22 protein-coding genes are annotated in these 22,874 nt (G+C 63.8%); 6 read left to right on the forward strand and 16 right to left on the reverse strand.

What is annotated here, in order from left to right; genetic code table 11:
* Window positions 1–2 precede the first annotated feature (2 nt).
* Window positions 3–593, reverse strand: a complete 591-nt coding sequence (locus tag AC1DDS_RS00855; protein ID WP_477477173.1) for a hypothetical protein — start codon at window positions 591–593, stop codon at window positions 3–5.
* A 156-nt stretch (window positions 594–749) separates the two neighbouring features.
* Here AC1DDS_RS00855 and alr point away from each other — a divergent pair, with 156 nt between their 5' ends.
* From alr to AC1DDS_RS00880, 5 genes are all read left to right on the forward strand, one after another.
* Window positions 750–1,928 (forward strand): alanine racemase, encoded by a 1,179-nt coding sequence (alr, locus tag AC1DDS_RS00860; RefSeq protein WP_477477174.1) that lies wholly within the window; start codon window positions 750–752, stop codon window positions 1,926–1,928.
* A gap of 70 nt (window positions 1,929–1,998) precedes the next feature.
* Window positions 1,999–3,402 carry a DNA repair protein RadA gene (radA, locus tag AC1DDS_RS00865; RefSeq protein WP_477477175.1) on the forward strand — a complete coding sequence of 468 codons (1,404 nt, stop codon included), beginning with the start codon at window positions 1,999–2,001 and terminating at the stop codon, window positions 3,400–3,402.
* Window positions 3,403–3,549: 147 nt separating this feature from the next.
* Window positions 3,550–4,176 carry a CvpA family protein gene (locus tag AC1DDS_RS00870; RefSeq protein ID WP_477477176.1) on the forward strand — a complete coding sequence of 209 codons (627 nt, stop codon included), beginning with the start codon at window positions 3,550–3,552 and terminating at the stop codon, window positions 4,174–4,176.
* Window positions 4,177–4,420: 244 nt separating this feature from the next.
* Window positions 4,421–5,917, forward strand: coding sequence for an amidophosphoribosyltransferase (purF, locus tag AC1DDS_RS00875; RefSeq protein WP_477477177.1), 1,497 nt, complete (start codon window positions 4,421–4,423; stop codon window positions 5,915–5,917).
* A 95-nt stretch (window positions 5,918–6,012) separates the two neighbouring features.
* Window positions 6,013–6,753, forward strand: a complete 741-nt coding sequence (locus AC1DDS_RS00880; RefSeq protein WP_477477178.1) for an SDR family NAD(P)-dependent oxidoreductase — start codon at window positions 6,013–6,015, stop codon at window positions 6,751–6,753.
* A gap of 94 nt (window positions 6,754–6,847) precedes the next feature.
* Here AC1DDS_RS00880 and AC1DDS_RS00885 read toward each other — a convergent pair whose 3' ends face one another.
* From AC1DDS_RS00885 to AC1DDS_RS00915, 7 genes are all read right to left on the reverse strand, one after another.
* Complete coding sequence (locus AC1DDS_RS00885; RefSeq protein ID WP_477477179.1) at window positions 6,848–7,927, reverse strand: HlyD family secretion protein; 1,080 nt, start codon at window positions 7,925–7,927, stop codon at window positions 6,848–6,850.
* Window positions 7,928–7,936: 9 nt separating this feature from the next.
* Window positions 7,937–9,646 carry an MFS transporter gene (locus AC1DDS_RS00890; RefSeq protein WP_477477180.1) on the reverse strand — a complete coding sequence of 570 codons (1,710 nt, stop codon included), beginning with the start codon at window positions 9,644–9,646 and terminating at the stop codon, window positions 7,937–7,939.
* Between the two features lie 2 nt (window positions 9,647–9,648).
* A complete protein-coding gene (locus AC1DDS_RS00895) occupies window positions 9,649–10,098 on the reverse strand; it encodes a MarR family winged helix-turn-helix transcriptional regulator (RefSeq protein WP_477477181.1) in 450 nt (149 codons plus the stop codon).
* Window positions 10,099–10,503: 405 nt separating this feature from the next.
* Window positions 10,504–11,355: a CDP-diacylglycerol--serine O-phosphatidyltransferase gene (gene pssA / locus AC1DDS_RS00900; RefSeq protein WP_310418328.1), complete on the reverse strand. Its 852-nt coding sequence runs from the start codon at window positions 11,353–11,355 to the stop codon at window positions 10,504–10,506.
* A gap of 88 nt (window positions 11,356–11,443) precedes the next feature.
* The gene (locus AC1DDS_RS00905) at window positions 11,444–12,142 is read right to left on the reverse strand and encodes a phosphatidylserine decarboxylase (protein ID WP_310418325.1); all 699 of its coding nucleotides are present in this window, start codon (window positions 12,140–12,142) and stop codon (window positions 11,444–11,446) included.
* Window positions 12,143–12,356: 214 nt separating this feature from the next.
* On the reverse strand, window positions 12,357–14,246 hold the full coding sequence (locus AC1DDS_RS00910) for an ABCB family ABC transporter ATP-binding protein/permease (RefSeq protein WP_477477182.1): 1,890 nt from the start codon (window positions 14,244–14,246) through the stop codon (window positions 12,357–12,359).
* A 210-nt stretch (window positions 14,247–14,456) separates the two neighbouring features.
* Window positions 14,457–16,616: a LysM peptidoglycan-binding domain-containing protein gene (locus tag AC1DDS_RS00915; RefSeq protein WP_477477183.1), complete on the reverse strand. Its 2,160-nt coding sequence runs from the start codon at window positions 16,614–16,616 to the stop codon at window positions 14,457–14,459.
* A 158-nt stretch (window positions 16,617–16,774) separates the two neighbouring features.
* Here AC1DDS_RS00915 and AC1DDS_RS00920 point away from each other — a divergent pair, with 158 nt between their 5' ends.
* Complete coding sequence (locus AC1DDS_RS00920) at window positions 16,775–17,395, forward strand: LOG family protein (RefSeq protein ID WP_477477184.1); 621 nt, start codon at window positions 16,775–16,777, stop codon at window positions 17,393–17,395.
* Window positions 17,396–17,480: 85 nt separating this feature from the next.
* Here AC1DDS_RS00920 and rarD read toward each other — a convergent pair whose 3' ends face one another.
* The 8 genes from rarD to AC1DDS_RS00960 all read right to left on the reverse strand — a co-directional run bounded on the left by rarD (window position 17,481) and on the right by AC1DDS_RS00960 (window position 22,817).
* A complete protein-coding gene (gene rarD / locus AC1DDS_RS00925; RefSeq protein ID WP_477477185.1) occupies window positions 17,481–18,419 on the reverse strand; it encodes an EamA family transporter RarD in 939 nt (312 codons plus the stop codon).
* 133 nt (window positions 18,420–18,552) lie between these two features.
* Entirely contained in the window at window positions 18,553–18,978 is a 426-nt protein-coding gene (locus AC1DDS_RS00930) for a hypothetical protein (protein ID WP_477477186.1), read from the reverse strand.
* Between the two features lie 6 nt (window positions 18,979–18,984).
* A complete protein-coding gene (gene cimA / locus AC1DDS_RS00935; RefSeq protein ID WP_477477735.1) occupies window positions 18,985–20,601 on the reverse strand; it encodes a citramalate synthase in 1,617 nt (538 codons plus the stop codon).
* 76 nt (window positions 20,602–20,677) lie between these two features.
* Entirely contained in the window at window positions 20,678–21,154 is a 477-nt protein-coding gene (locus AC1DDS_RS00940) for a GFA family protein (protein WP_310418303.1), read from the reverse strand.
* A gap of 1 nt (window position 21,155) precedes the next feature.
* Entirely contained in the window at window positions 21,156–21,650 is a 495-nt protein-coding gene (locus AC1DDS_RS00945) for a GFA family protein (RefSeq protein ID WP_477477187.1), read from the reverse strand.
* Complete coding sequence (locus AC1DDS_RS00950) at window positions 21,647–22,129, reverse strand: GFA family protein (RefSeq protein ID WP_477477188.1); 483 nt, start codon at window positions 22,127–22,129, stop codon at window positions 21,647–21,649. The genes AC1DDS_RS00945 and AC1DDS_RS00950 overlap by 4 nt, the downstream gene beginning before the upstream one ends.
* Window positions 22,126–22,542 (reverse strand): PIN domain-containing protein, encoded by a 417-nt coding sequence (locus AC1DDS_RS00955; protein WP_477477189.1) that lies wholly within the window; start codon window positions 22,540–22,542, stop codon window positions 22,126–22,128. Before AC1DDS_RS00955 ends, AC1DDS_RS00950 begins: the two co-directional genes overlap by 4 nt.
* Window positions 22,539–22,817 (reverse strand): antitoxin, encoded by a 279-nt coding sequence (locus tag AC1DDS_RS00960; RefSeq protein WP_477477190.1) that lies wholly within the window; start codon window positions 22,815–22,817, stop codon window positions 22,539–22,541. Before AC1DDS_RS00960 ends, AC1DDS_RS00955 begins: the two co-directional genes overlap by 4 nt.
* Between the last annotated feature and the right edge of the window lie 57 nt (window positions 22,818–22,874).

Raw genomic sequence — 22,874 nt, forward strand, 5'->3', positions numbered from 1 at the left:
GGTCAGTGCCGCAAGACCGTGATGTTGCACTTTCCGGCCATGAGGGCGAGTGCCGCCAAAGCCTCGTCCGTCAACTCGATGTCGAGCCGGTCACGGCAGGTGCCGATCGGCTCGTCCACATCGGCCTCGAGCGACAGACGCGTCGTGCACCGCAACCCCTTGCCTTCAAGTACCAACTGCCTGACGTCAGGATCGTGCGGTGGCAGCGGATTTCGTTCTGCGATGAGGTCGTCGATGGAGCGATAGGCGACGGCGCGCGTGACACTGTGCAGGTCGATCATGGTCAGGGAGAGAACGGCCCACTTCCCCGGATACTGCAGGGCCGAGGTGGTGCGCGCGCGACATCCGTTTCCCCCCACCTCCAGACGGGTCAGCAGCCGCGGCGCCTCGGGGTCGTCCAGAACCGAGCGATAAACATCGATGTTGCCGTCCCGTATGGCCCTGCTGCCGTTCAGGTCGAGGCCGAGCAGCGTGGCAAAGGCGTCGCGCAGTTCCCATGGGGCACTTTCTGGCTCCTGGGCACGCAGCGGCAGCACACCGAGGGCAGCCACCAGCCCCAACGCCAACACAACTATCGCATAGTGCTTTTTCATGCCCTGCAGTTCGCCTCCCATCGCGCGCCGGGACGTTAAGAGGAACCTCTAGGCGCGAAAAGCCCCCGGAATGCATCGAATTGCAAATTCCTTTGCTTTTGCAGTGGTTGCTGCAATCCTGTTGCCGCCCGATGCTGGAGCGAGTATTCGATAACAATGACGAAGAGCAGTTTCTCCCCGACCAGTCCCTTCTCATCCACGGCCCCGATTGGCGAAGAACATGCCCGGTTGACCATCAACCTTCAGGCGCTCGCCGACAATTGGCGCCTCATGGCCCGCAAGTCAGGCAAAGCCCGCACCGCAGCCGTGCTCAAGGCCGACGCCTATGGCACCGGGCTGGAGCCGGCGGCCCGGACATTCTACGGCGCCGGTGCCCGCGACTTCTTCGTGGCAAGCCCGGCAGAGGGCGTCATGTTGCGGCCGCTCGTGCCGGACGGGCGCATCTTTGTCCTCTCCGGAATGTGGCCTGGCTCGGAGCGGCTGTTCTTCGATTACGACCTAGTCCCGGTGCTGGCGTCACAAAACCAGCTGGCCGTTTTCATGGCGGCGATCTCGGAGCGCGGCGATCATCCGTGCGCGCTGCAGGTCGATACCGGCATGAACCGGCTCGGCCTGTCTGTGAACGACGCGATCGGGCTCGCCCATGACCCGGCGCGGCCGGCGAGCTTTTCGCCGGTGCTGATCCTGAGCCATCTCGCCTGCGGCGACGAGCCGATGCACCCGATGAACCGCATGCAACTCGACCGTTTTCGCGCCGCGACACGAGCGTTCGAAGGGGTCGAGGCGAGCCTAGCCAGTTCCGCCGGCGTCTTTCTGGGCGAGGAATTCCACTTCGACCTGACCCGGCCGGGCATCTCGCTTTACGGCGGCGCTGCGGTGAACGACGAACCGAACCCGATGAAACCGGTCGTCACGGCCGAGGCACGTATCCTTCAGGTGCGCAATGCAGGCATCGGTGAAAGCGTCAGCTACGGCGCCGCCGCCGTCCTGACGCGCGACAGCCGGATCGCCGTCGCCGCGATCGGCTATGCCGACGGCTATCTGCGCAGCCTGTCCGGCGCCGGCGTGCCGCTGCGCCAGACCGGCATTTCCGGCGCCAGCGGATACCTGCATGGGCGCGCCGTGCCCCTGATCGGCCGCGTCACCATGGATCTGACCCATTTCGACGTGACCGATCTTCCCGAAGGTGCGGTGCGCGCGGGCGATTTTATCGAGCTGTTCGGCCCGAACATGCCGATAGAGAAAGTGGCAAAGGCGGGCGGCACGATCGACTACGTGCTGCTGACCAGTCTCGGCCCAAGGTATCGCCGAGACTATATCGACGCGAACAGGTAGGCGACGTTCCCGCTTTGTGCTAACTCGCTTTCAGCGAATCCCCACACGTAGCTGTTGAAAGCGAGACCGGATGGCCAAGGCCCGCACCCAATTCGTCTGCCAGAACTGCGGCACGGTTTTTTCACGCTGGCAAGGCAAGTGCGACGCCTGCGGCGAGTGGAACACCGTTGTCGAGGAAGACCCGATGGGCGGCATCGGCGGCGGTCCGGGCAAGACGCCGAAGAAGGGCCGCGTCGTCGCGCTGACCGCGCTGTCGGGTGAAATCGAGGAGGCACCGCGAATCGGGACCGGGATCAGCGAACTCGACCGCGTCACCGGCGGCGGCTTCGTTCGCGGATCGGCCGTGCTCGTCGGCGGCGATCCGGGCATCGGCAAATCGACGGTGCTGATGCAGGCGGCGGCCGCCCTCTCCCGCCGCGGCCAGCGGGTGATCTACGTATCGGGCGAGGAAGCCGTCGCACAGATACGGCTGCGCGCGCAGCGGCTGGGAGCCGCCGAGACCGATGTGTTGCTCGCCGCCGAAACCAACGTCGAGGACATTCTCGCCACGCTCGCCGACGGCAAGCGGCCCGATCTCGCCATCATCGACTCGATCCAGACGCTGTGGAGCGACATCGTCGAGTCGGCGCCGGGGACCGTTACGCAAGTGCGCACCGGCGCACAGGCGATGATCCGCTTCGCCAAGCAGACCGGTGCTGCCGTGGTGCTCGTCGGCCATGTCACCAAGGAAGGCCAGATCGCCGGCCCGCGCGTCGTCGAGCACATGGTCGACGCCGTGCTCTATTTCGAGGGCGACCGCGGCCACCACTACCGCATCCTGCGCACGGTCAAGAACCGCTTCGGGCCGACCGACGAGATCGGCGTGTTCGAAATGTCCGACAAGGGCCTTCGCGAAGTCTCCAATCCGTCGGAGCTGTTTCTTGGCGAGCGCAACGAGAAGGCGCCGGGTGCCGCCGTCTTCGCCGGCATGGAGGGCACGCGGCCGGTTCTGGTCGAGGTGCAGGCGCTGGTGGCGCCGACCTCGCTCGGCACGCCGCGCCGCGCCGTTGTCGGCTGGGACTCGGCCAGGCTTTCGATGATCCTTGCCGTGCTCGAAGCCCATTGCGGCGTACGGCTCGGGCAGCACGACGTCTATCTGAACGTCGCCGGCGGCTTTCGCATATCCGAGCCCGCAGCAGATCTTGCCGTTACCGCCGCCCTCGTTTCGTCGCTGGCCGGTCTTGCCCTGCCGAAGGATTGCGTCTATTTCGGCGAAGTAAGCCTTTCGGGCGCCGTCAGGCCGGTGTCGCACACCGCGCAGCGCCTGAAGGAGGCCGAGAAGCTCGGGTTTTCGCAGGCCGTGCTGCCGACCGGCTCGGCCGAATTGCCGCGGGGCAATGGCGGACGATGGGCGGAGATCGACAGCCTGCCGGATCTGGTGGCGCGCATTGCCGGCTCGAAGGGCGCGCTCATGCGCGGCGACGAAGACAACTGATGCGGCTGCCGCGAAATTGGCAAACCTTTGTGGAAACAGTTCGTTGCTGATGAACCGAATTGAGACGCGCTTGACGCAATCGGCTAATGTGCGCGAGCACATCGCACCCGGGTCGAACGACATTCCAGGTCTGGAGTAGGACAAAACATGCCCATCACCCTTCTCGACGGTATCGTCATCGGCGTCGCGCTTTTCTCGGCCGTCCTGGCGATGGTGCGTGGATTTTCGCGCGAGGTTCTGTCGGTCGCAAGCTGGGTGGGCGCCGCTGCCGCCGCCTACTTCCTCTACCCGGTGCTCCTGCCGTACGCCAAGGACTACACGGCCAGCGATACGGTCGCCATCATCGGTTCGGCCGCCGCCGTCTTCCTCGTCGCGCTGATCGTGATCTCCTTCATCACCATGCGCATCGCCGACTTCATCATCGACAGCCGCATCGGCGCGCTGGACCGCACCCTCGGCTTCCTGTTCGGCGCCGCCCGCGGCATCCTACTGGTCGTCGTTGCCATGCTGTTCTTCAACTGGCTGGTGGCCCCGCAGCAGCAACCCGCGTGGGTCGGCAGCGCGAAATCGAAGCCGCTGCTCGACAATCTCGGCACCAAGCTGATCGCGCTTCTGCCGGAAGACGCCGACACGCAGATCCGCGACCGCCTGCTTGGCAAGCGCGCGCCGGCGGAAGGCACAGAAACGCCTGCCGAAGGCACCGACGGCGCAGCCGGGCAAGCCCCGGCCAGCGGCGAGGAGCCGGCAGAGGAGGCACCGGCAACGAACGGATGATCTCGCAAGGCTGCCCAGCACTTTTCGCCAGAGCGGCCGCGGCGAAAATCTGATAGGATCAACCAAGCTACCACTGAAGCCTGCGGACTTCGGTGGTAAAGTCGTTAAGGCGTACACATATTGGCGTCGCGGCCAAAAATTGGATATGAGCCTCATCCATGGATCCGGTGAAGCGGTATTCGCCCGGCACCGATAGGCAAAACCCGTGCAACCCCGAAATGTCCCGAGCAAAGGCTTGCAGCAAATGAGCGATTTTTCCGTTTCCGCCCACCGTTCCGACAGCGATCTGGACGGGGATACGCTTCATGAGGAATGCGGTGTTTTCGGCATCCTCGGCCATCCGGATGCGGCGACGCTGACAGCACTCGGGCTACACGCCCTCCAGCATCGCGGCCAGGAAGCCGCCGGTATCGTCTCTGTCGACGGCAAGCAGTTCCATACCGAGAAGCACATGGGCCTGGTCGGCGACCACTACACGAACCCGGTGACGTTGGCGAAGCTGCCCGGCAACATGGCGATCGGTCACACCCGCTACTCCACCACCGGCGAGGTGGCGCTGCGCAATGTACAGCCGCTGTTTGCGGAATTGGAAGTCGGCGGCATCGCGGTCGCCCACAACGGCAACTTCACCAACGGCTTGACGCTTCGTCGTCAGTTGATTGCCGGCGGCGCCATCTGCCAGTCCACCTCGGACACGGAGGTGGTGCTGCACCTGATCGCCCGCTCGCGCTACACGAACACGACCGACCGTTTCATCGACGCCATCCGCCAGATGGAAGGCGGCTACTCGATGCTCGGCATCACCCGTACCAAGCTGATCGCCGCCCGCGACCCCACCGGCATCCGTCCGCTCGTCATGGGCGAACTCGACGGCAAGCCGATCTTCTGCTCGGAAACCTGCGCGCTCGACATCATCGGCGCGAAATACATCCGCGATGTCGAGAACGGTGAGATCATCATCTGCGAGATCGAGCCGGACGGTTCGATCTCCATCGAAGCCCGCAAATCCGGCAATCCGACGCCGGAACGCCTGTGCCTGTTCGAGTACGTCTATTTCGCACGGCCCGACTCGGTGGTCGGTGGCCGCAATGTCTACGTCGCGCGCAAGAACATGGGCATGAACCTGGCCAGGGAATACCCGGTGGAGGCAGACGTCGTCGTGCCGGTTCCGGACGGCGGCACGCCGGCGGCCCTCGGCTACGCGCAGGAGAGCGGCATTCCATTCGAGTACGGGATCATCCGCAACCACTATGTTGGCCGCACCTTCATCGAACCGACGCAGCAGATCCGCGCCTTCGGAGTGAAACTGAAGCACTCGGCCAACCGCGCCATGATCGAGGGCAAGCGTGTCGTTCTCGTCGACGATTCGATCGTTCGCGGCACCACCTCGGTCAAGATCGTGCAGATGATCCGCGACGCCGGCGCCAAGGAAGTGCACATCCGCGTCGCCAGCCCGATGATCTTCTACCCCGACTTCTACGGCATCGATACGCCGGACAAGGACAAGCTGCTGGCCAACCAGTATGCCGACGTCGAGGCGATGGCGAAGTATATCGGCGCCGACTCGCTGCAGTTCCTCTCGATCGACGGTCTCTACCGAGCCGTCGGCGGCGAGGATCGCAATCCCGCCCGTCCGCAATTCACCGACCACTATTTCACCGGCGACTATCCGACACGCCTGCTGGACAAGGACGGTGAGACGATGGGTCGCAAAGTCTCGGTGCTCGCCAGCAACGGCTGAACCGAAGCAGCGGTTTTCAATTTGCAACGCTTACGCTAGAAGGCTGCGGAAACGCGGCCTTCTTCTTTTGGCCGGCCTCACACGGGAAGGGTATGATGGACATCGATCTGAAAGACCGCATCGCGCTTGTCACTGGCGCCTCGCGCGGTATCGGCTATTTCACCGCCCTCGAACTGGCCAAGCGCGGCGCGCATGTGATCGCCTGCGCCCGGACCGTCGGTGGCCTCGAGGAGCTCGATGACGGCATCAGGGCCGTCGGCGGCACCGCCACGCTCGTACCCTTCGACCTGGCCGACATGGCGGCGATCGACAAGCTCGGCGGCTCGATCTTCGAGCGCTGGGGCAAGCTGGACATCCTCGTCGCCAATGCCGGCGTGCTCGGCACGATCTCGCCGATCGGCCATGTCGAGGCGAAGGTGTTCGAGAAGGTAATGACGATCAACGTCAACGCCACATGGCGGCTGATCCGCTCGGTCGAGCCGCTGCTTCTGAAATCGGACGCCGGGCGGGCGCTGATCCTGTCGTCGGCGGCGGCGCACAAGTGCAAGCCGTTCTGGGGCCCCTACTCCGCCTCCAAGGCGGCCGTCGAGGCGCTGGCCCGCACCTGGGCCGGCGAGACGCAGCGCACCGCGCTCCGCATCCTGTCCATCGATCCCGGCCCGACGCGGACCGCCATGCGCGCCCAAGCCGTCCCCGGCGAGGATCCTGCAACGGTGCCGCATCCTTCGGAGGTCGCCGAGGCTTTGATGCCGCTGCTCGGCCCGGACATGACCGAGACCGGCAAGCTCTTCATCGTCCGCGAGAAGAAGATCGTCGACTACAACATGCCGAGCTGACAGCTGCTCGGCGCCATCATCAGGCAGACGTGAAAAGGCCCGCGCAACCGGTAAGTTGCGCAGGCCTTTCGTGCGCCTCGCCGCATTTTCCGCATCAGCCCTTGTGCTCTACGGCAGCCATTGCGGCTGCGGTCGTGTCCTCTTCAACCACCGTTCTGACGACCACCGACAGGCCGGGGCTCAGGTACTTCGCCTGCTCCTGACCCGGATCGATCGAGATACGGATCGGAACGCGCTGGGCAACCTTGGTGAAGTTGCCAGTGGCGTTGTCGGGCTTGATGATGCTGAACTCGGAACCCGCGGCCGGCGAGAAACGCTCGACATGACCGCTCAGTTCGCGATGGTCGAGCGCGTCGACGGAGATCGTTACCGGCTGGCCGACGTGAATTCGGCTCAGTTGCGTTTCCTTGAAATTGGCGATGATCCAGGTTCCTTCGGGCACGACCGCCATAAGTTGCGTGCCGGCGCCGACATACTGGCCGAGCTTGACGCCGACCTCGCCGACGACACCGTCGCGCGGCGCGGTGATGCGCGTGTTGGCGAGATCGATTTCGGCAAGCTCCACGGTCGCCCTGGCGCCGTCGACGGCTGCCTTCAGAGAGTCCCTGGCGACGATGATCCCTTGGAGATCCTGCCGTGCGACCTCCAGCTGGGCCTTCGCCTGCTTCACCGCGGCCTCTGCCTGGTCCAGCGTGGCGCGGCCTTGTTCGCGGTCACTCTCGGCCATCACGCCCTTCTTCGCGAGCGCTTCGACCCGGTTCCAGTTCTCCGTGGCGCGGCGCAGACCGTATTGGGCGCTTTCGACGCTCGCCTCGCTGGAGCCAATCTTGGCTTCTGCTGAGCGCTGCTGCTGGTTCGAGTTGACCAACGCCGCTTCCTGGGCCGCAAGCGCCGCCTTCGCCTGGTCGGCCTTCTGCCGGTAGATGCGGTCGTCAAGGCGGGCGAGCATCTGGCCGGCCTTGACGGCCTGGTAGTCCTTGACGGGGACATCGACGATGTAACCGGAAAGCTGCGGGCTGATGAGAGTTACAGAACCGCGGACATATGCATTGTCGGTCGTCTGGACGTCGCTCCTGAACGGAGGGAGGTCCCAGGCGTAGAGAACAAGCGTAATGGCGGCGACACCCGTTGCAACTGCAAGGGTCGAAGCAAGATTGGCGATCAGTTTCTTCATGACTTTTACTCAGGCGGCAAGCTCGACCGGACCAGTGTTCCGGAGGCGAGTCTTGATGGCGTTGAAAATCAGATGGAGCAGCAGGCACGCTGCGGCGCCCGCCGACAGAACGGAAACCAGCATGAACACGTCATTGTAGGCGAGCACGTTCGCTTCGCGGGTGATCTGCTGGCTGAGAAGGCTTGCGCCCTCCGCGTTGAGGATGGCCTTGTCGGTCAGCGTGTGGCCATAGACGGCCGACAACTGGTTTACGCGGCCCGCAACGATCGGATCGGTCAGCGTGATGCTCTGGGCGAGAACGTTCGAATGGAACTTTTCGCGCAGCGTGATCAGCGTGCCGAACGCGGCAGAGCCAAGCTGACCACCCAGGCTCTGTGTGGCCAGGAACAGGATGATGAAGGAGAAGATGTAGTTCGGCCCCTTCTTCAGCGCGTTCATCAGCCCGTGCGCCATTGAAGGCGGCAGGAACATGACGCTGGCGACGGCGACGAGGCCCTGGCTGAAATAGACGTCCTGCGGCCGGGTCAGGTTGGTCGCGCGACTGTCCATCCAGGCACCGATCGAGATCAGTGCCAGCGATACAAGATGGATATATGGCTCCCGCCCCGGCTTGATCAGGCAGGCGCAGATGACGCCGCCGATGATCGTCGCGATTGCGATGACCGTGTAGAGCCCGGTCAGTTGGTCCGTCTGTAGCCCCATGACAAGGAAGAAGTTCGTGGCGGAGGCCGTCTGCTCGGTCAGAAGCAGGCGGAAGAGCAGCAGCACCGTCGTAAAATGGAGGATCTCCGGGCTCACCAGCCAACGGATGTCGATGAACGGCTGTTTGCGGTTCAGCTCGATCAAAGCCGCAATCGTCAGGCATACCAAGGACAGGACAGAAAGCTCGCCCACCCACTGCGCCTCCAGCCACCAGTAGAGCCGGCCCGTGGTCAGTACGATCGCGAGCGAACCAAAACCGATGGCCACGAAAAGATAGCTGACGATATCAAGTCGTTCGATCACCTTTGCCCGAGGCGGTGAGTTGAGCGGCAGCAGGTAAATCGCACCGAAGCTCGCCATCGCGAGCGCAAGCTCGAACAGGTACAGGCTATGCACGCCCCCGAGTTCGAACAACGTCGGAAACATGATCCGCGTCAGCGATGGTGCCAGCGCAATATTGGTCAGCGCTGCCGTCAGCGCCCAGGTCAGCTTGTACTGCGGCGGAACCTTTTCGATCATATAGAGGAAGGCAAGGCTCGACATCGGGGCCGCGGCGATACCGGCGACGAAGCGGAGCGCAATCGCCGACTGCAGGTCGGTCACGAACAGATGCAGCATCGAGACAAGAACGAAGAGGACGATGCTCCACTCCGCGAAAGTGCGGATACCGTACTGCGCGCGTACCTTGATGAGCGCTACGGAGAGGGAGACATTCGGTGCCAGATAGGCTGCGATCAACCAGGTAGCCTCGGTCTGGGTCGCACCAAAGGCACCCTGCAGTTGCTGCAGGTTGCCCGCAATCATGTTCATCCCGAAGCCCTGCGTCAGGGCCAGGAGAGAAGATGCACCGATATATGCCGCCACCGGCAGGCGGCGGGGCGAGACGGCCTGCGCCTCTGCAGCTTGCTCGGATTGCTGCGCCGGCACGGCAGATGAAGCCGCATCGTCGTTGGCAGCCGTCAGACGATGTTGCGGCTTGTCCTCTTCGGCGGCGTAGGTTGCCACTCCGGCAGACATGGTCACACGCTCTCCCGACAGGAGGTCATCGCACTCTCGGTAATGGTACGGATAACCCGCACGGCCGTTGCCATGTCTGCCTCGCTAACCCCGCGCAGGAGATCGCGGCGCAACTCCTTTGCGAGCGAGGCGATCTCTTCGGCGACCTGTTCGCCATAGGGCGTCATGGCGATTTGCTTGGCCCGCCGGTCACCCTCGACGTTGCGCCGCTCGATGAAACCCTGCTTCTCCATGCCATCGAGCAAACGCACGAGCGTCGGCGTCTCGATATCTAGCTCGTCAGCGAGCTCGCGCTGGGTCAGGTTCGGCATCTTGCCGAGAACAAGGAGTGCGCGGCCACGCGACAGCGTCAGCCCCCTCTCCTTCACCCGGGCATCGAACAGCGCGCGCATCTTGCGACCGGCGCGGGAGAGTTCGTCGAGAATGATGTCGCGGGAACTGGTTCTGGACATTTTCCTAGCCTGAATATTATTAGCTTGCTACTAATTATCATGCTAAATAACACCATCCGACCCGATTTTCAAGACAGGCCTGGAATCGCCAACGCAAAGCAGCGACGCGGCATTTGCATGTCGCTCTCAGGCCGCTGAAAAAACTGGTTGCTTTGGAGCGCCCCCTCCTTCCGCCACCCTGGAGGTCGGGGTCGAGCCGCGTCTGCGGTGCGAGAGGGTCATTTGCGTTCAAGGACTTGAGCGCAATGTATGCCGGATCAAGCCCGGCATGACGGAGCAATCGGGCGATGCTAGCAAAAGAAAAATCGGAATCAGGGTTTTGACAACAAGTAAGGCGCGGAATCTGCCGCGCCTACTTGTTCCATGTCGGAATGCACTTTGTACGAACGGCGTGTCCGTCCGTCTTCAGTGTTCGTCGCTTTCGCCGGGAAACGGGTTCTCGACCGAGGAATCGGTCGCCGGCCAGCCGCCATATTTGCGGTACCAGGCACGCGCGCCGAAGGGCAGCGATGCAAGGTAGAGGGCGACGGTCACGACCATCGTCTCCCAGGTGAAGCTCATGAGCGTCGCCACATAGATGACGATGGCGAGCATGACGGGCAGAACCAGATCCTTGCGGATGCGCCCGCCCTCGGACTTGCCGGACCAGACCGGGACACGGCTGACGAGGAGGAAGGCGATCAGCACGGTATAGGCCGAAGCGATCAGGGCGAAGGGCTGGCTCGGCGCCACGCCCAGGAAGCCGACATAGACCGGCAGCAGCACGAGCATGGCGCCTGCGGGCGCCGGAACGCCGACAAAATACTCGCTCTGCCAGCTTGCCTTGGTCTCCCGCTCCGCCATCACGTTGAAGCGGGCAAGACGCAGGCCGGCGGCGATGGCGAAAATGAGAGCTGCGATCCAGCCGATCGAGCGGGCCTGGTCCAGCACGAAAACGTAGAGCACCAGCGCCGGCGCAACGCCGAAATTGACGATATCGGCCAGCGAATCCATCTGTACGCCGAATTTCGACGTCGCCTTGAGAAGACGGGCGACGCGCCCGTCGATGCCGTCGAGGAAGGCGGCCAGCAGCACCATGCCGACAGCGAGCTCGTAGCGATTTTCGAAGGCGAGGCGAATGCCGGTCAAGCCGGCGCAGATGGCAAGGATCGTGATCAGGTTCGGGATGATCACCCGCAACGGGATCTGACGCAAACGCGGGCCGCGGGCCTCATCATTCGGCCCGTTCGGCTCATAGGGGTGGAACGGCGTTTTCATTTCGGCTCGCTTTGTTTGCAGGCCGGAACGCACTGATGTCGATCCGGCAAGACACCGAACTCCGAAATCACGCGATCCCGCGCCCCTGTCAACCCCGGCGTCCCAGTGTTGGCCCCTTCGAGGAACCGAACTCCGCAAGCACCGTCTCGCCGGCAACCGCCGTCTGGCCGAGCGCAACCCGTGCCTCGGCACCGGCCGGCAGGAAAACGTCGAGTCGCGACCCGAAACGGATCAGACCAAAGCGTTCACCGGCCTCGAGACGATCGAATGTCGAGGTCCAGCAGACGATGCGGCGGGCCACGAGACCGGCGATCTGAACGACGCCGATCTCGCCGTGCGCCGTATCGATGACGAGGCTGTTGCGCTCGTTCTCCTGGCTCGCCTTGTCCAGTTCGGCATTGAGAAACCGGCCGGCGCGATAGGCGATGCGACGAACGCTGCCGCGCATCGGCGCACGGTTCACATGGCAATTGAACACGTTCATGAAGACGGTGATGCGCAGCATCGGCTCGGAGCCAAGCTCAAGCTCGAGCGGCGGTGTCACCATTGCGATCGACGAGACACGGCCGTCCGCCGGGCTGATGACGAGGTCCGGATCCTGCGGGGTGACGCGCTCGGGGTCGCGGAAGAAATAGGCGCACCAGGCCGTCAGGATGAAGCCGATCCACATCAACGGTTCCCACAGGAGCCCGAGCACGAGGGACACCACGAAGAAGATGGCAACGAACTTCCAGCCGTCGCGATGGACGGGAACCAGGGTGTTTCGCACCGTACCGACCAGACTCATGCATACCTCTCCGTTTCTCTTGCGCACTGCAACTAGCGCGAAACCGCGACGGGGGCAATGCGGCGATGCAGCAAGAGGTCGGCAATCGGCACGGATTCATCGGCCATGAGCGGAGCTTCTGGTTGCCCCGGACCTTGTCCCCGAGCGATCAGCAGATCGGTGCTATCGAGGACCCTGGGAGCATGGTGACCTCCGGCCACCATGCTCGTCACGATCAGTTCACTGGAGCGCCTCGCACGACCACACCGAGCTCGTCCGCATCGCGAACCTGCTTGAGATGCTCTTCGGCTTCCGTCGCCTCGCGCTGACGGTTCCACATCGAGGCGTAGAGGCCGCCTTGACGAAGCAGTCCGGCATGGGTGCCGCGCTCGGAGATCCGGCCGTCCTTCAGCACGATGATCTCGTCGGCCGAAACCACGGTCGACAGCCGGTGGGCGATGACCAGGGTCGTGCGGTTCTTCGAGACAAGCTCGAGCGCAGCCTGGATCTCCTGCTCGGTGCGGGTATCGAGCGCCGAAGTCGCCTCGTCGAGGATCAGGATCGGCGGGCTCTTCAGGATCGTGCGAGCAATCGCCACGCGCTGCTTCTCGCCGCCGGACAGCTTCAGGCCACGCTCGCCCACCATTGACTTGAACCCACCCGGCAGGTGCTCGATGAAACCGCTGATCTGGGCAACGTCAGCGGCCGCCCTCACCTCCTCGTCGGTTGCCGACGGCCGGCCGTAACGGATGTTGTAGGCGATCGTGTCGTTGAACAGCACGGTATCCTGCGGCACCATGCCGATCGCTGCGCGCAGCGACTTCTGCGTCACGTCGCGCACGTCTTGTCCATCGATCGTGATTGCCCCCTGCTGAACATCGTAGAAGCGGTAGAGCAGGCGCGACAAGGTCGACTTGCCGGCCCCGGAGGGACCGACGACTGCGACCGTCTTGCCGGCCGGGACCTCGAACGAGACGCCCTTCAGGATCGGCCGTGCGGGGTCGTAGGCGAAATGAACGTCGCGGAAGGAGATTGCGCCGGCGCCGATCGCAAGCGGCCCCGCGCCCGGGCGGTCCTCGACTTCCGCATGCACTTCAAGGAGATCGAACATCTGCTCGATGTCGGTGAGGCCCTGGCGGATTTCTCGGTAGACGAAGCCGATGAAATTCAGCGGGATCGCCAACTGGATCAGCATCGCATTGACAAAGACGAAGTCGCCGATCGTCTGCTCGCCGCGTTGGACGGCCAGCGCCGACATCACCATCATGACCGCCGTGCCGACGCCGAAGATCAGTGCCTGGCCGAAGTTCAGCCAGCCGAGCGAGGTCCAGACCTGCGTCGCCGCGCGCTCGTAGCGCGCCATCGACTGATCGAAGCGTTTCGCCTCCATATCCTCGTTGCCGAAGTACTTCACGGTTTCGAAGTTGAGCAGCGAGTCGATTGCCTTGGTGTTCGCCTCCGTATCGCTCTCGTTCATCGTGCGGCGGATGGCGATGCGCCAGTCACTGGCGCGGACGGTGAACCAGATATAGAGCGCGACCGTGACCGCGGTGACGAGGAGATAGCTGAAGCCGTAGCCGACCCAGAACACGACCGCCGTCAGAAGGAACTCGATAATGGTCGGGACGGAATTGAGGATGGTGAAGCGGACGATCGTCTCGATGCCCTTGGTGCCGCGTTCGATGACGCGCGAAAGCCCTCCCGTGCGCCGCTCGAGATGGAACCGCAGCGACAGCCGATGGAGATGGACGAAGGTCTTGTAGGCGAGTTGGCGCACGGCATACTGGCCGACGCTGGCAAACAGGGCGTCGCGAAGCTGGTTCAATCCGGCCTGGAAGATGCGCGCGAAATTGTAGGCGATCACCAGCATCACCGCGCCGAGCAGGAAGGGCGGCAGCAAGCCCACCATATCCGTCTTGCCGCCCAGCGCGTCGGTCGCCCATTTGAAGAAATAGGGCACCAGCAGCAGAACGAGCTTGGAGAGGAGCAGGAAGACCGTCGCCCAGACCACCCGCATCTTCAGATCGGGCCGATCCTCGGGCCACATGTAGGGCCAGAGATTGACGATGGTTGCGAACGGATTGCTGGTATCGGCTGAAACCGTTTTCTTCGTTGTGGCCGCCACGCACGCCTCCGAGTGCCGGATGGTTCCGGCTCAAGCTTTCATGAAAAAATGCGGCGTCCCAACAGGACGCCGCATGGACTGACATAGGGTGCACGGGCCCGCAATACAATGTTCGGACGCCAAGTCGACGAGAACGCTCAAGCGCGTCGGGATCTTACCTGCTGCGCTTTTGTTGATTTTCTCGCATGCCCTTCACTTTCGGGCGACATGCTAGTTCTTGAGGCGCTTGCGGTGCATTTCCTCCGCCTCCGCCTCGGGCATCGCCTCGTCAGGAACGCCGAAGATCTGCCCCGGCAGGATGCGGTCCGGATTGGTGATCTGGTCCTCGTTGGCGAGATAGATCGACGTGTAGCGCACGCCCTGACCATAGACCCGACGGGCGATCTGCCACAACGTATCGCCGCGGCGGATGATGACGGAGGTCTTGCTCTCCTTCAGCGGCGCCTGCTCCACGGTTTTCGGCTGCTCGGCTGACGCCTGGGTCTCCGTACCAGCCACAGCCGCTTGCGTGCCCGCATCCGCCGGCTTCGTATCGGCTACCGGCGACGCAGCACCTGCGTCCGCTGCCTGGCTGCCGGTCGCCGCGGCGGCTTCGGCCGATGCGGAGAGGACGGCCGGAGGGGCGGTCTTCAGCGTCGCGAGTGCCTCTGCATAGCTCTCCTTCGGCGCATCGGCCGGGAGTTTGGCCAAAGCCTCCTCCGCCGACTTTGCCCAGGCTTTCAGCTTGTCTACCAGCGCCAGCCGGTCGGCGTCGGTGCCGGTCGGCGCAGAGTATGCGGTAATCCTTCCGAGGGCAGTCGTAAGCGCGCTGCGGGAAGCCTGAATCGCGTCGGTCTGGGCGTTGCCCTCCGCGAACAGGTTCGAGAACTTCGCGTTCAGTTCAGCCACTTCGGACTCGAGCTTGCCGATATCGACCGTCGGCGCCTGCGCGACGTCCTTGGCCGCGGCGTTGCCGTTGGTTGCCGGTGTCAGGGCATCCTTGACAGACGCTTCGATGGCCGCGATGGACTGGCCGACGGTCGCGGCATCGGCCGGAAGCGCCTTCAGCTTCGCCAGCGCATCGGCGGCCACGGCCGAGACACGCGCGGCAATCACTTCGCCAGGGCCACCTGGCGGCGCCTTGTAAGCCGCCAGCGACTGCAAGGCGATCTCGGTGGCCGACCGCGCCGCCGCCAGTTCCTCGGCCGAAGGCAGGTTCCCGTTGGCATAGAGTCCGCTCAGAAGGGCGACCGCCTTGTTCGCCTCCGCCCGAAGCTTGTCGAAGGCGCCGTCGTCGATCAGGCCGAGCGTGGTGCCGGCCTGATCGGCCGCGCCGCTGTCCTGGGCCACGACCGCGACCTGCTCGCCTTCGGGACGATCGAAGGGAACGGAGGCGCGCAGCTCCACCTTGGCGCCATCCTGGCTCATCACGTCAGCGCGGATGGTATGGCGGCCGACCGGAAGCGACATCTGGCCATCGACCACATAACGCCCCTGCGGATCGGACTTGATCTCGCCGAGGAGCTTGTCGTTGGCATAAATGCGCACCAGCGTGTCCGGCTTCGTCGTTCCCGCGACGAACATCTTGTCGCCCTCGAGTTCGACGGCCGAGATGCGCACGTTCGGCAATTCGGCCTGACCGCCGGTTGCGGCCGGTGTTTCAGCACCTCCTGGCGCCTGCCCGGCGACGCCGGTATCCGGCGTGGGCAGCGCGGCGGTGTCGGTTGCGCTGCCCTCAGATGGCGCCACACCCGTTTTCACACTGCCCTGCGGCCCCTGAAGCACCGTGATCAGACGGCTGGCCGAACCGGGCTTGGTGACCATGGCAAGCAGCTCTCCGCTCCCGTCCTTCGGAATTGAGATGGTCGCGACCTCTTCCGACGTCTTGGCAACGCCGCCCTCACCCAGGATACGCAGCGCCAGCTCATGATCGCCGGCAGCGAGCGGCTTGTCGAAGACAGCGGCGAAATCGCCGGAGGGGCCGACTTCGGTCGTAGCGACAACCGTTTCACCGCTCAGGATCTGCAGTTCCTTGTTCGGCTCGGCGTGGCCGGCGATCACGGTGGATCCGTCCGGCTCGACACGCAGAAGGTCGAAGGACGGCGCCTGCCAAGCGGCCGCCGAGTCGGCGCTTGCCGTATCGGATGCGGCCTTGCTGTCCGTCTGTCCATCTGTCTGCGTGGCGGCTGCGTCTGGGGCAGTTTCCGTGCGCGCCTGCTTTGCGGCGGACGCCGGCGCTTGCGCCGGTGGCGTTTCGCTTGCGGGCTGCTCCGCCTGCTGCGTTGCGTCGGGCGCCTGGTCCTCGTCGATGTTCGGAAGGACGAAAAACACCATCAGTGCCGTGGCTGCCGCCAACACGCCTACCGCAATCAGGCCGGTCTTGTACTTCATCTCTTAGAATCTCCACGCGGCACGCCGCTATTCCCCTCGGAATTGCTAGCGATTCCTAAGGGTTTCCACAAGCTTGCGGCCAGTTTGCACACGAATTCGCCGTGCCTTTTATGTCATTTTCCTTGACCTGCCCCGGTATGGGATGGCTCAATCTGACCATGAACGATGAAACCATGCCAATTCGAGCCATCTGCGTCTATTGCGGTTCCCAGCCGGGCCGTGATTCCGCCTACATCAACGCCGCCCGGACGCTCGGCCAGTCCATGGCCGCGAATCACCTCCGCCTCGTCTACGGCGGCGGCACCAAGGGCATCATGGGAGCGGTCGCCAGCGGGGTGCTTGCCGGTGGGGGGCGGGTGACAGGAATTATACCGCAATTCCTCATTGATATGGAGGCAACCCGCCATTCGCTCGGGCAACTCTCCGAACTGATCGTCACGGCCGACATGCACGAGCGCAAACACAAGATGTTCGAGCGCGCCGACGCCTTTGTCGCGCTGCCGGGCGGCATCGGCACGCTCGAGGAGATCGTCGAGATCATGACCTGGGCCCAGCTCGGCCGCCACCGCAAACCCATCGTCTTCGCCAATATCGGCGGCTTCTGGGACCCGATGCTGAAGCTGATGCGACACATGGCCGATGCCGGCTTCGTGCACGCTGCCCACCTGGTCCAGCCGATTGTCATCGACGAGCCCGAGCAGATCGTCCCGGCCCTGATCGATCATTGGGCCGGCACCGTTGAGCGCGGCGGCGAAGCGGGGATCATCGCAAGGCTGTAGGTCCAGCCCCCATCCGGTCAAAGCGCGTCGCGGCCCTTCAGAGCGGGGGCCGCGCGTTCTGAACCGACCCCCTCTTCCCGAAGCGCTATTCCGCCGGCTTGAGCGTCTGGGGACGCCGGCGGCGAACATTGGTCAGCATCGACCCGGAGTAAACGATCACTGCCGCCCAGATCAGCGCAAAAGCGGCCATCTGCGAGCGACCGAACGGCTCGTGGAAGAAGAACACGGCCGTCAGGAAGATCATCGTCGGCGTGATGTATTGCATGATGCCGACGGTGGAGAGCCTGAGCAGCTTGGCACCGTTGGCAAAGACCATCAGCGGCACGGCGGTGACGACGCCGCAGGAAAGCAACAGGACAAGATCAGTCGTACCGGTATCGCCAAAATGGCCGCGACCAGTCGCCTCCAGCCAGACGATGTAGCCGAGCGCGGGGATGCTCAGAAGCATGACCTCCAGGAAAAAGCCCTGGTTCGGCCCGATCGGCAGGGTCTTGCGGAAGAAAGCATAGAAGCCCCAGGATATACAAAGCGCGATCGAGACCCAGGGCAGGCCGCCCGCCTCGATGGCAAGAATCGCGACAGCCGCGGCGGCAAGCGCGATCGACACCATCTGCGCCCCCGACAGCTTTTCCTTCAGAATGACGGCGCCGAGGAAGATCGAAAACAACGGGTTCATGTAATAGCCGAGCGCGGCCTCAATCGCTTGTCCCGCCGCGATCGCCCAGACATAGATACCCCAGTTGATGGTGATCAGCACAGCCGTGAGCATCGCCATGGAAAGCACGCGTGGCGATCGCAGCGCTCTCCAGATATCGGCCGTGCGACCGAGCCAGAGAAGGATCAGCCCGGCGATCGGAACGGACCAGACGATACGGTGCGCCACGACCTCGGCCGCAGGAATATGGGCCACAGCCTTCATGAAGAAGGGCAGAACCCCCCAGAGGAGGTAGGCCGTGAGCGCGAAGAGAAATCCGCGCAGGGAATCCCCGTTCGTCGCCTCCGGCGCGTTGGACTGGTCGGCCATGGAGTTGAATCCTGCTTTCAGGTGGCGCAGCGCGAGGTTGCGTCCGCGCAACAGTTCGAAATGGCTTTATTAAAGCAACCGCACTGAATACACCAATTCATTTCGGTGAAGGGTAGATGAAGCGCGCTTCATTCTAGCCGCGGCCTGCAATCCGAGCCGTCAGGGATGATTGAAGCGCGCCGCAGGCCGCCCCTGCTATCGCGCCAATGATCGCATAGGCAGGCTCCCAGCCGGGTGCGGTGAAGTAGTCGTCGAGACTGGCAAAGAGACCCAGCAAAAGGCCGCCAACGATGCCGTTGCAGGCGATGATCAGCAGCGCCCTCGTGCTTGCCTTCAACCGCCCGCCGGCAAGCGTTTCGGCAAGCCAGGCGGTCAGCGCACCGGGTGTCAGGATGATGGCGATGACGAGAATCGCCAACCCGTCGTCGGGGTCGAGCCGCAGCGGCTTGCCGTAGAGCACGTCACCAGCCGACGTCGAGACCTGCGCCAGTGTCACAAGCAGGAAAGCCGCAAGACCTACCGCGAGAACGATCAGGGCGAGTTTTGCCATCATGCGCATGGTCGCCTACTCCGCCGCCACCCTGCCCGCTTCACCGCGGTTCTTCAGGAGCTTGTAGATGATGCTGTCCATCAGCGCCTGGAACGAAGCGTCGATGATGTTGTCGGAGACGCCAACCGTCCACCAGCGCGCACCGGTCGCGTCCGTCGATTCGATCAGGACGCGGGTGACGGCTCCCGTACCACCATTGAGGATGCGGACCTTGTAATCCGCCAGTTCGAGATCCTCGATCTCGCTCTGGAACTTCCCGAGATCCTTTCGCAGCGCCAGATCCAGCGCATTGACCGGGCCGTGCCCCTCCGCCACCGACATCATCGTCTCGCCGTCGACGACGACCTTCACCACCGCCTCCGAGACCGTCTTCAGGTTGCCGTTGGCGTCATAGCGGCGCTCGACCATGACGCGGAAGCTCTCGACATGGAAGAACTGCGGGATGGTGCCGAGCGTACGGGAGGCAAGCAGCGCGAAGCTGGCATCCGCGCCCTCATAGGCATAACCCGTCGCCTCGCGCTCCTTGACGACCTCGATCAGACGGTCGAGCTTCGGGTCGTCCTTGGAGACGACGATCCCGCGCAGTTTCAGCGCGTTGATGAAGTTCGCCTTGCCGCCCTGATCGGAGACCATCACCTTGCGCAGATTGCCGACGCTTTCCGGCGGAACGTGCTCGTAGGTCCGCGGGTCCTTCAAAAGCGCCGAGGCATGGATGCCGGCCTTGGTGGCGAAGGCAGAGGCCCCGACATAGGGCATCTGGTGATCGGGCGAGCGGTTCAGCAACTCATCGAACTGGTGCGATAGCCGGGTCAGCCCCTGCAGGCGCTCCCGGTCGATCGAGATCTCGAAGCGCTCCGCGTAGCTCTCCTTCAGCACCAGCGTCGGTATGATCGTCACGAGATTGGCGTTGCCGCAGCGTTCGCCGATGCCGTTCAGCGTACCCTGAATCTGGCGCACGCCCGCTTCCACCGCCGCCAGCGAATTGGCAACCGCCTGCCCAGTATCGTTGTGGGCATGGATGCCGAGATTGACGCCCGGCACCCCGGCCGCGATCACGGCGGCGACGATGTCACGGATTTCCGGCGGCTGCGTGCCGCCATTGGTGTCGCACAGGACGACCCAGCGGGCGCCGGCGTCATAGGCCGCCTTGGCGCAGGCGAGCGCGTAGGCGGGATTTTCCTTGTAGCCGTCGAAGAAGTGCTCGCAGTCGACCATGGCCTCCTTGCCCGCCGCAACGACGGCCGCAACCGAGGCGCTGATGGATTCCAGGTTCTCTTCATTGCTGCAGCCGAGCGCCACGCGCACGTGATAGTCCCAGCTCTTGGCGACGAGACAGACGGCATCGCTTGCCGCCTCCAGAAGGGCCGCAAGGCCCGGATCGTTGGAGGCTGAGACGCCGGCGCGCTTGGTCATGCCGAAGGCGACGAAGCGTGCACTGCGCGTGCGCCTCTTTCCGAAGAAGGCGGTATCGGTCGGGTTGGCACCGGGATAGCCGCCCTCCACATAGTCGAGACCGAATTCATCGAGCATTGCGGCAATCGCAATCTTGTCCTCGACCGAAAAATCCACGCCCGGCGTCTGCTGGCCGTCACGAAGCGTCGTGTCGAAGAGGTAGATGCGTTCTCTGGTCATGCTCATGTCCCTTGCCGGTGGTATCCCACGCGGCTTCTCTGCGTCAGTTCTTGTCGAGATCCCGGCGGCGGCCGCCCTAGATCTTCAACCCTTGCGATGGCCACTGGTCGGTCTCGTGGTCGGGGTGCTGGAAGGAGATGATCGCCTCCTGCCGCGAATAGTAGTCGGGGTCGTCGTGGACCGGCTGGTCGAAGATCGTCTCCACCCACGGCAGCCGCGCGGCATGGTTGACCTGGACCTGCGGGGCGAGATCGGAACGGTCGTCGAAGGTGCCGACGGCGATCTCGAGTCCGCCCGGATGGCGATAGGTCATCGGCGTGCCGCAGTTCTTACAGAAACCGCGATCGATGTTGACGGACGACTGGAAGTAGCTGGGCTGCGCGCGCGTCCATTCCACGCCGCCCTTCGGCGCCGTGACGAGCGCGGAGAAGAAACCGCCGAACTGCTTCTGGCACATGCGGCAGTGGCAGATCGACGGGCGCCCGAGCTGGCCGTGGATGCGGAAACGGACGGCGCCGCACTGGCAGCCCCCGGTGCGATAGGTTTCGGTCATATCAGTCCTCCGGTGGCCAGTGGTCCGTGTCGTAGTCGGGGTGCTGGCGGTTTGTCTCCAGAATTTCGATGTGATGCTCGCGCCCGGCCGGCCCGTCCGGATCCGTCTCCCGCTCGGGCAGGCGCGAAAGCTGCGAAAACCACGGTACGCGCGCCTCGACGCCGGACTGCGAATGCGGGCGCACGTCCTCGGGATCGTCGAGCGAACCGAGCACGATGTTGACGAAGCCTTCCACCGGCACATCGTAGAAGAGCGGCGTACCGCAATCCCGGCAAAACCCGCGGCGCACGTGCTGCGACGACTGGAACCAGCCCGGCTCGCCGCGGGTCAGCCGGAAGGTCTCGCGAGCGGCGTTGGCAAGCGGCAGGAAATAGTTCCCCGCCGCCTTCTGGCACATGCGGCAGTGGCACAGGTGCGGATCGTCGAGCGTGCCCTCGGCGCGATAGCGTACCGCCCCGCACTGGCATCCGCCCGTATAGATCCGCGCGATGCTCATGGCCGTCCCTCCGGCGGCCAGGCCACGGTATCGTGGTCGGGGTGCTGCTTGGAGACTATATCGAGGACGAAGGGAGCTTCCTCCACATCCTCCTCCGTCGTGCGTCCAGGCAAGGTGTGGAGGCGATCCACGAAGGCGACCTTTCCTTCCGTGCCGAACTGTACGGTCGGCGGCAGTTGAGAAGGGTCGTCAAAGGCACCGGCGGCGATTGCGACCCCGTCCGGCGCCTCATAGGTCAGCGGCGTGCCACACTCGGCGCAGAAGCCACGTGACGCGAAGTTGGAGGACCGGAAGCGCTTCGGCTCGCCGCGCGTCCAGACGAGTTCGGCGCCGCGCGTCGAGACGAGCGGCGCATAATAGGCGCCAAAGGCCTTCTGGCACATGCGGCAATGGCAGATGGAGGCATCCTTCAGCTGGCCCCGAACGCGGAAACGAACGGCGCCGCACTGGCAACCACCGGTGTAGACGGTATCGGTCATGGAGTGGTCTCCTGCCAGTTCTCCACATTCAGGCCCCTGACGCGAACGAACTCGGACACATTGTCTGTCACGAGCGTCAATCCGAGCGCAAGTGCATGTGCAGCGATGAACAGATCGGTGTAGCCGATCGGTTGGCCGATTTTCTCAAGCTCGAATCTCGCCTCGGCATACTTCCAAGAAACGTCTTCGTCGTATGGCACGATGGCGATGCGCTCCAGTGCGTTCTCGACGAGGCTGGAGAGCCGGTTCGATCCCTTTTTCCTAAGCCCATACCGCAACTCCGACGCCACGATCGCGCTGGTGCACAGGCTATCAATTCCGACCTCGGCAACGCGCATCGTGACCGCGCCGGCGGGGCTGCGCACCATCTGCGAAATGACGTTGGTGTCGAGCATGTAGCGGAAGCCTGTCATAGATCGACATCCTCCGGAGGTGGCTGTCTCTCGTCCAGATCCGGAAATTCCTCATCCCAAGGCTCCAGCGTCGCCAGCCACTCCAGGAGATCGCTCTTTCGCTCCTTTGGTTCGATGATCAGCCGGTCGCCCTCCTTGCGCATGATCGCCTTGTCGCCCGGCAGTTCGAACTCCACCGGGATCCGCACAGCCTGATTGCGGCCGTTGCGAAACAGCTTGACAACCCTTTCGCCGGCTTCCGTCTCGCCGGTCTTTTCGACGCGGACTACATTCATGGCAGCCTCCACTGGAGTGGCATATGCCTGAGCATATGCCTTTCATACCTTGTGCGC

The organism is Mycoplana sp. 10N416 (assembly GCF_056394765.1).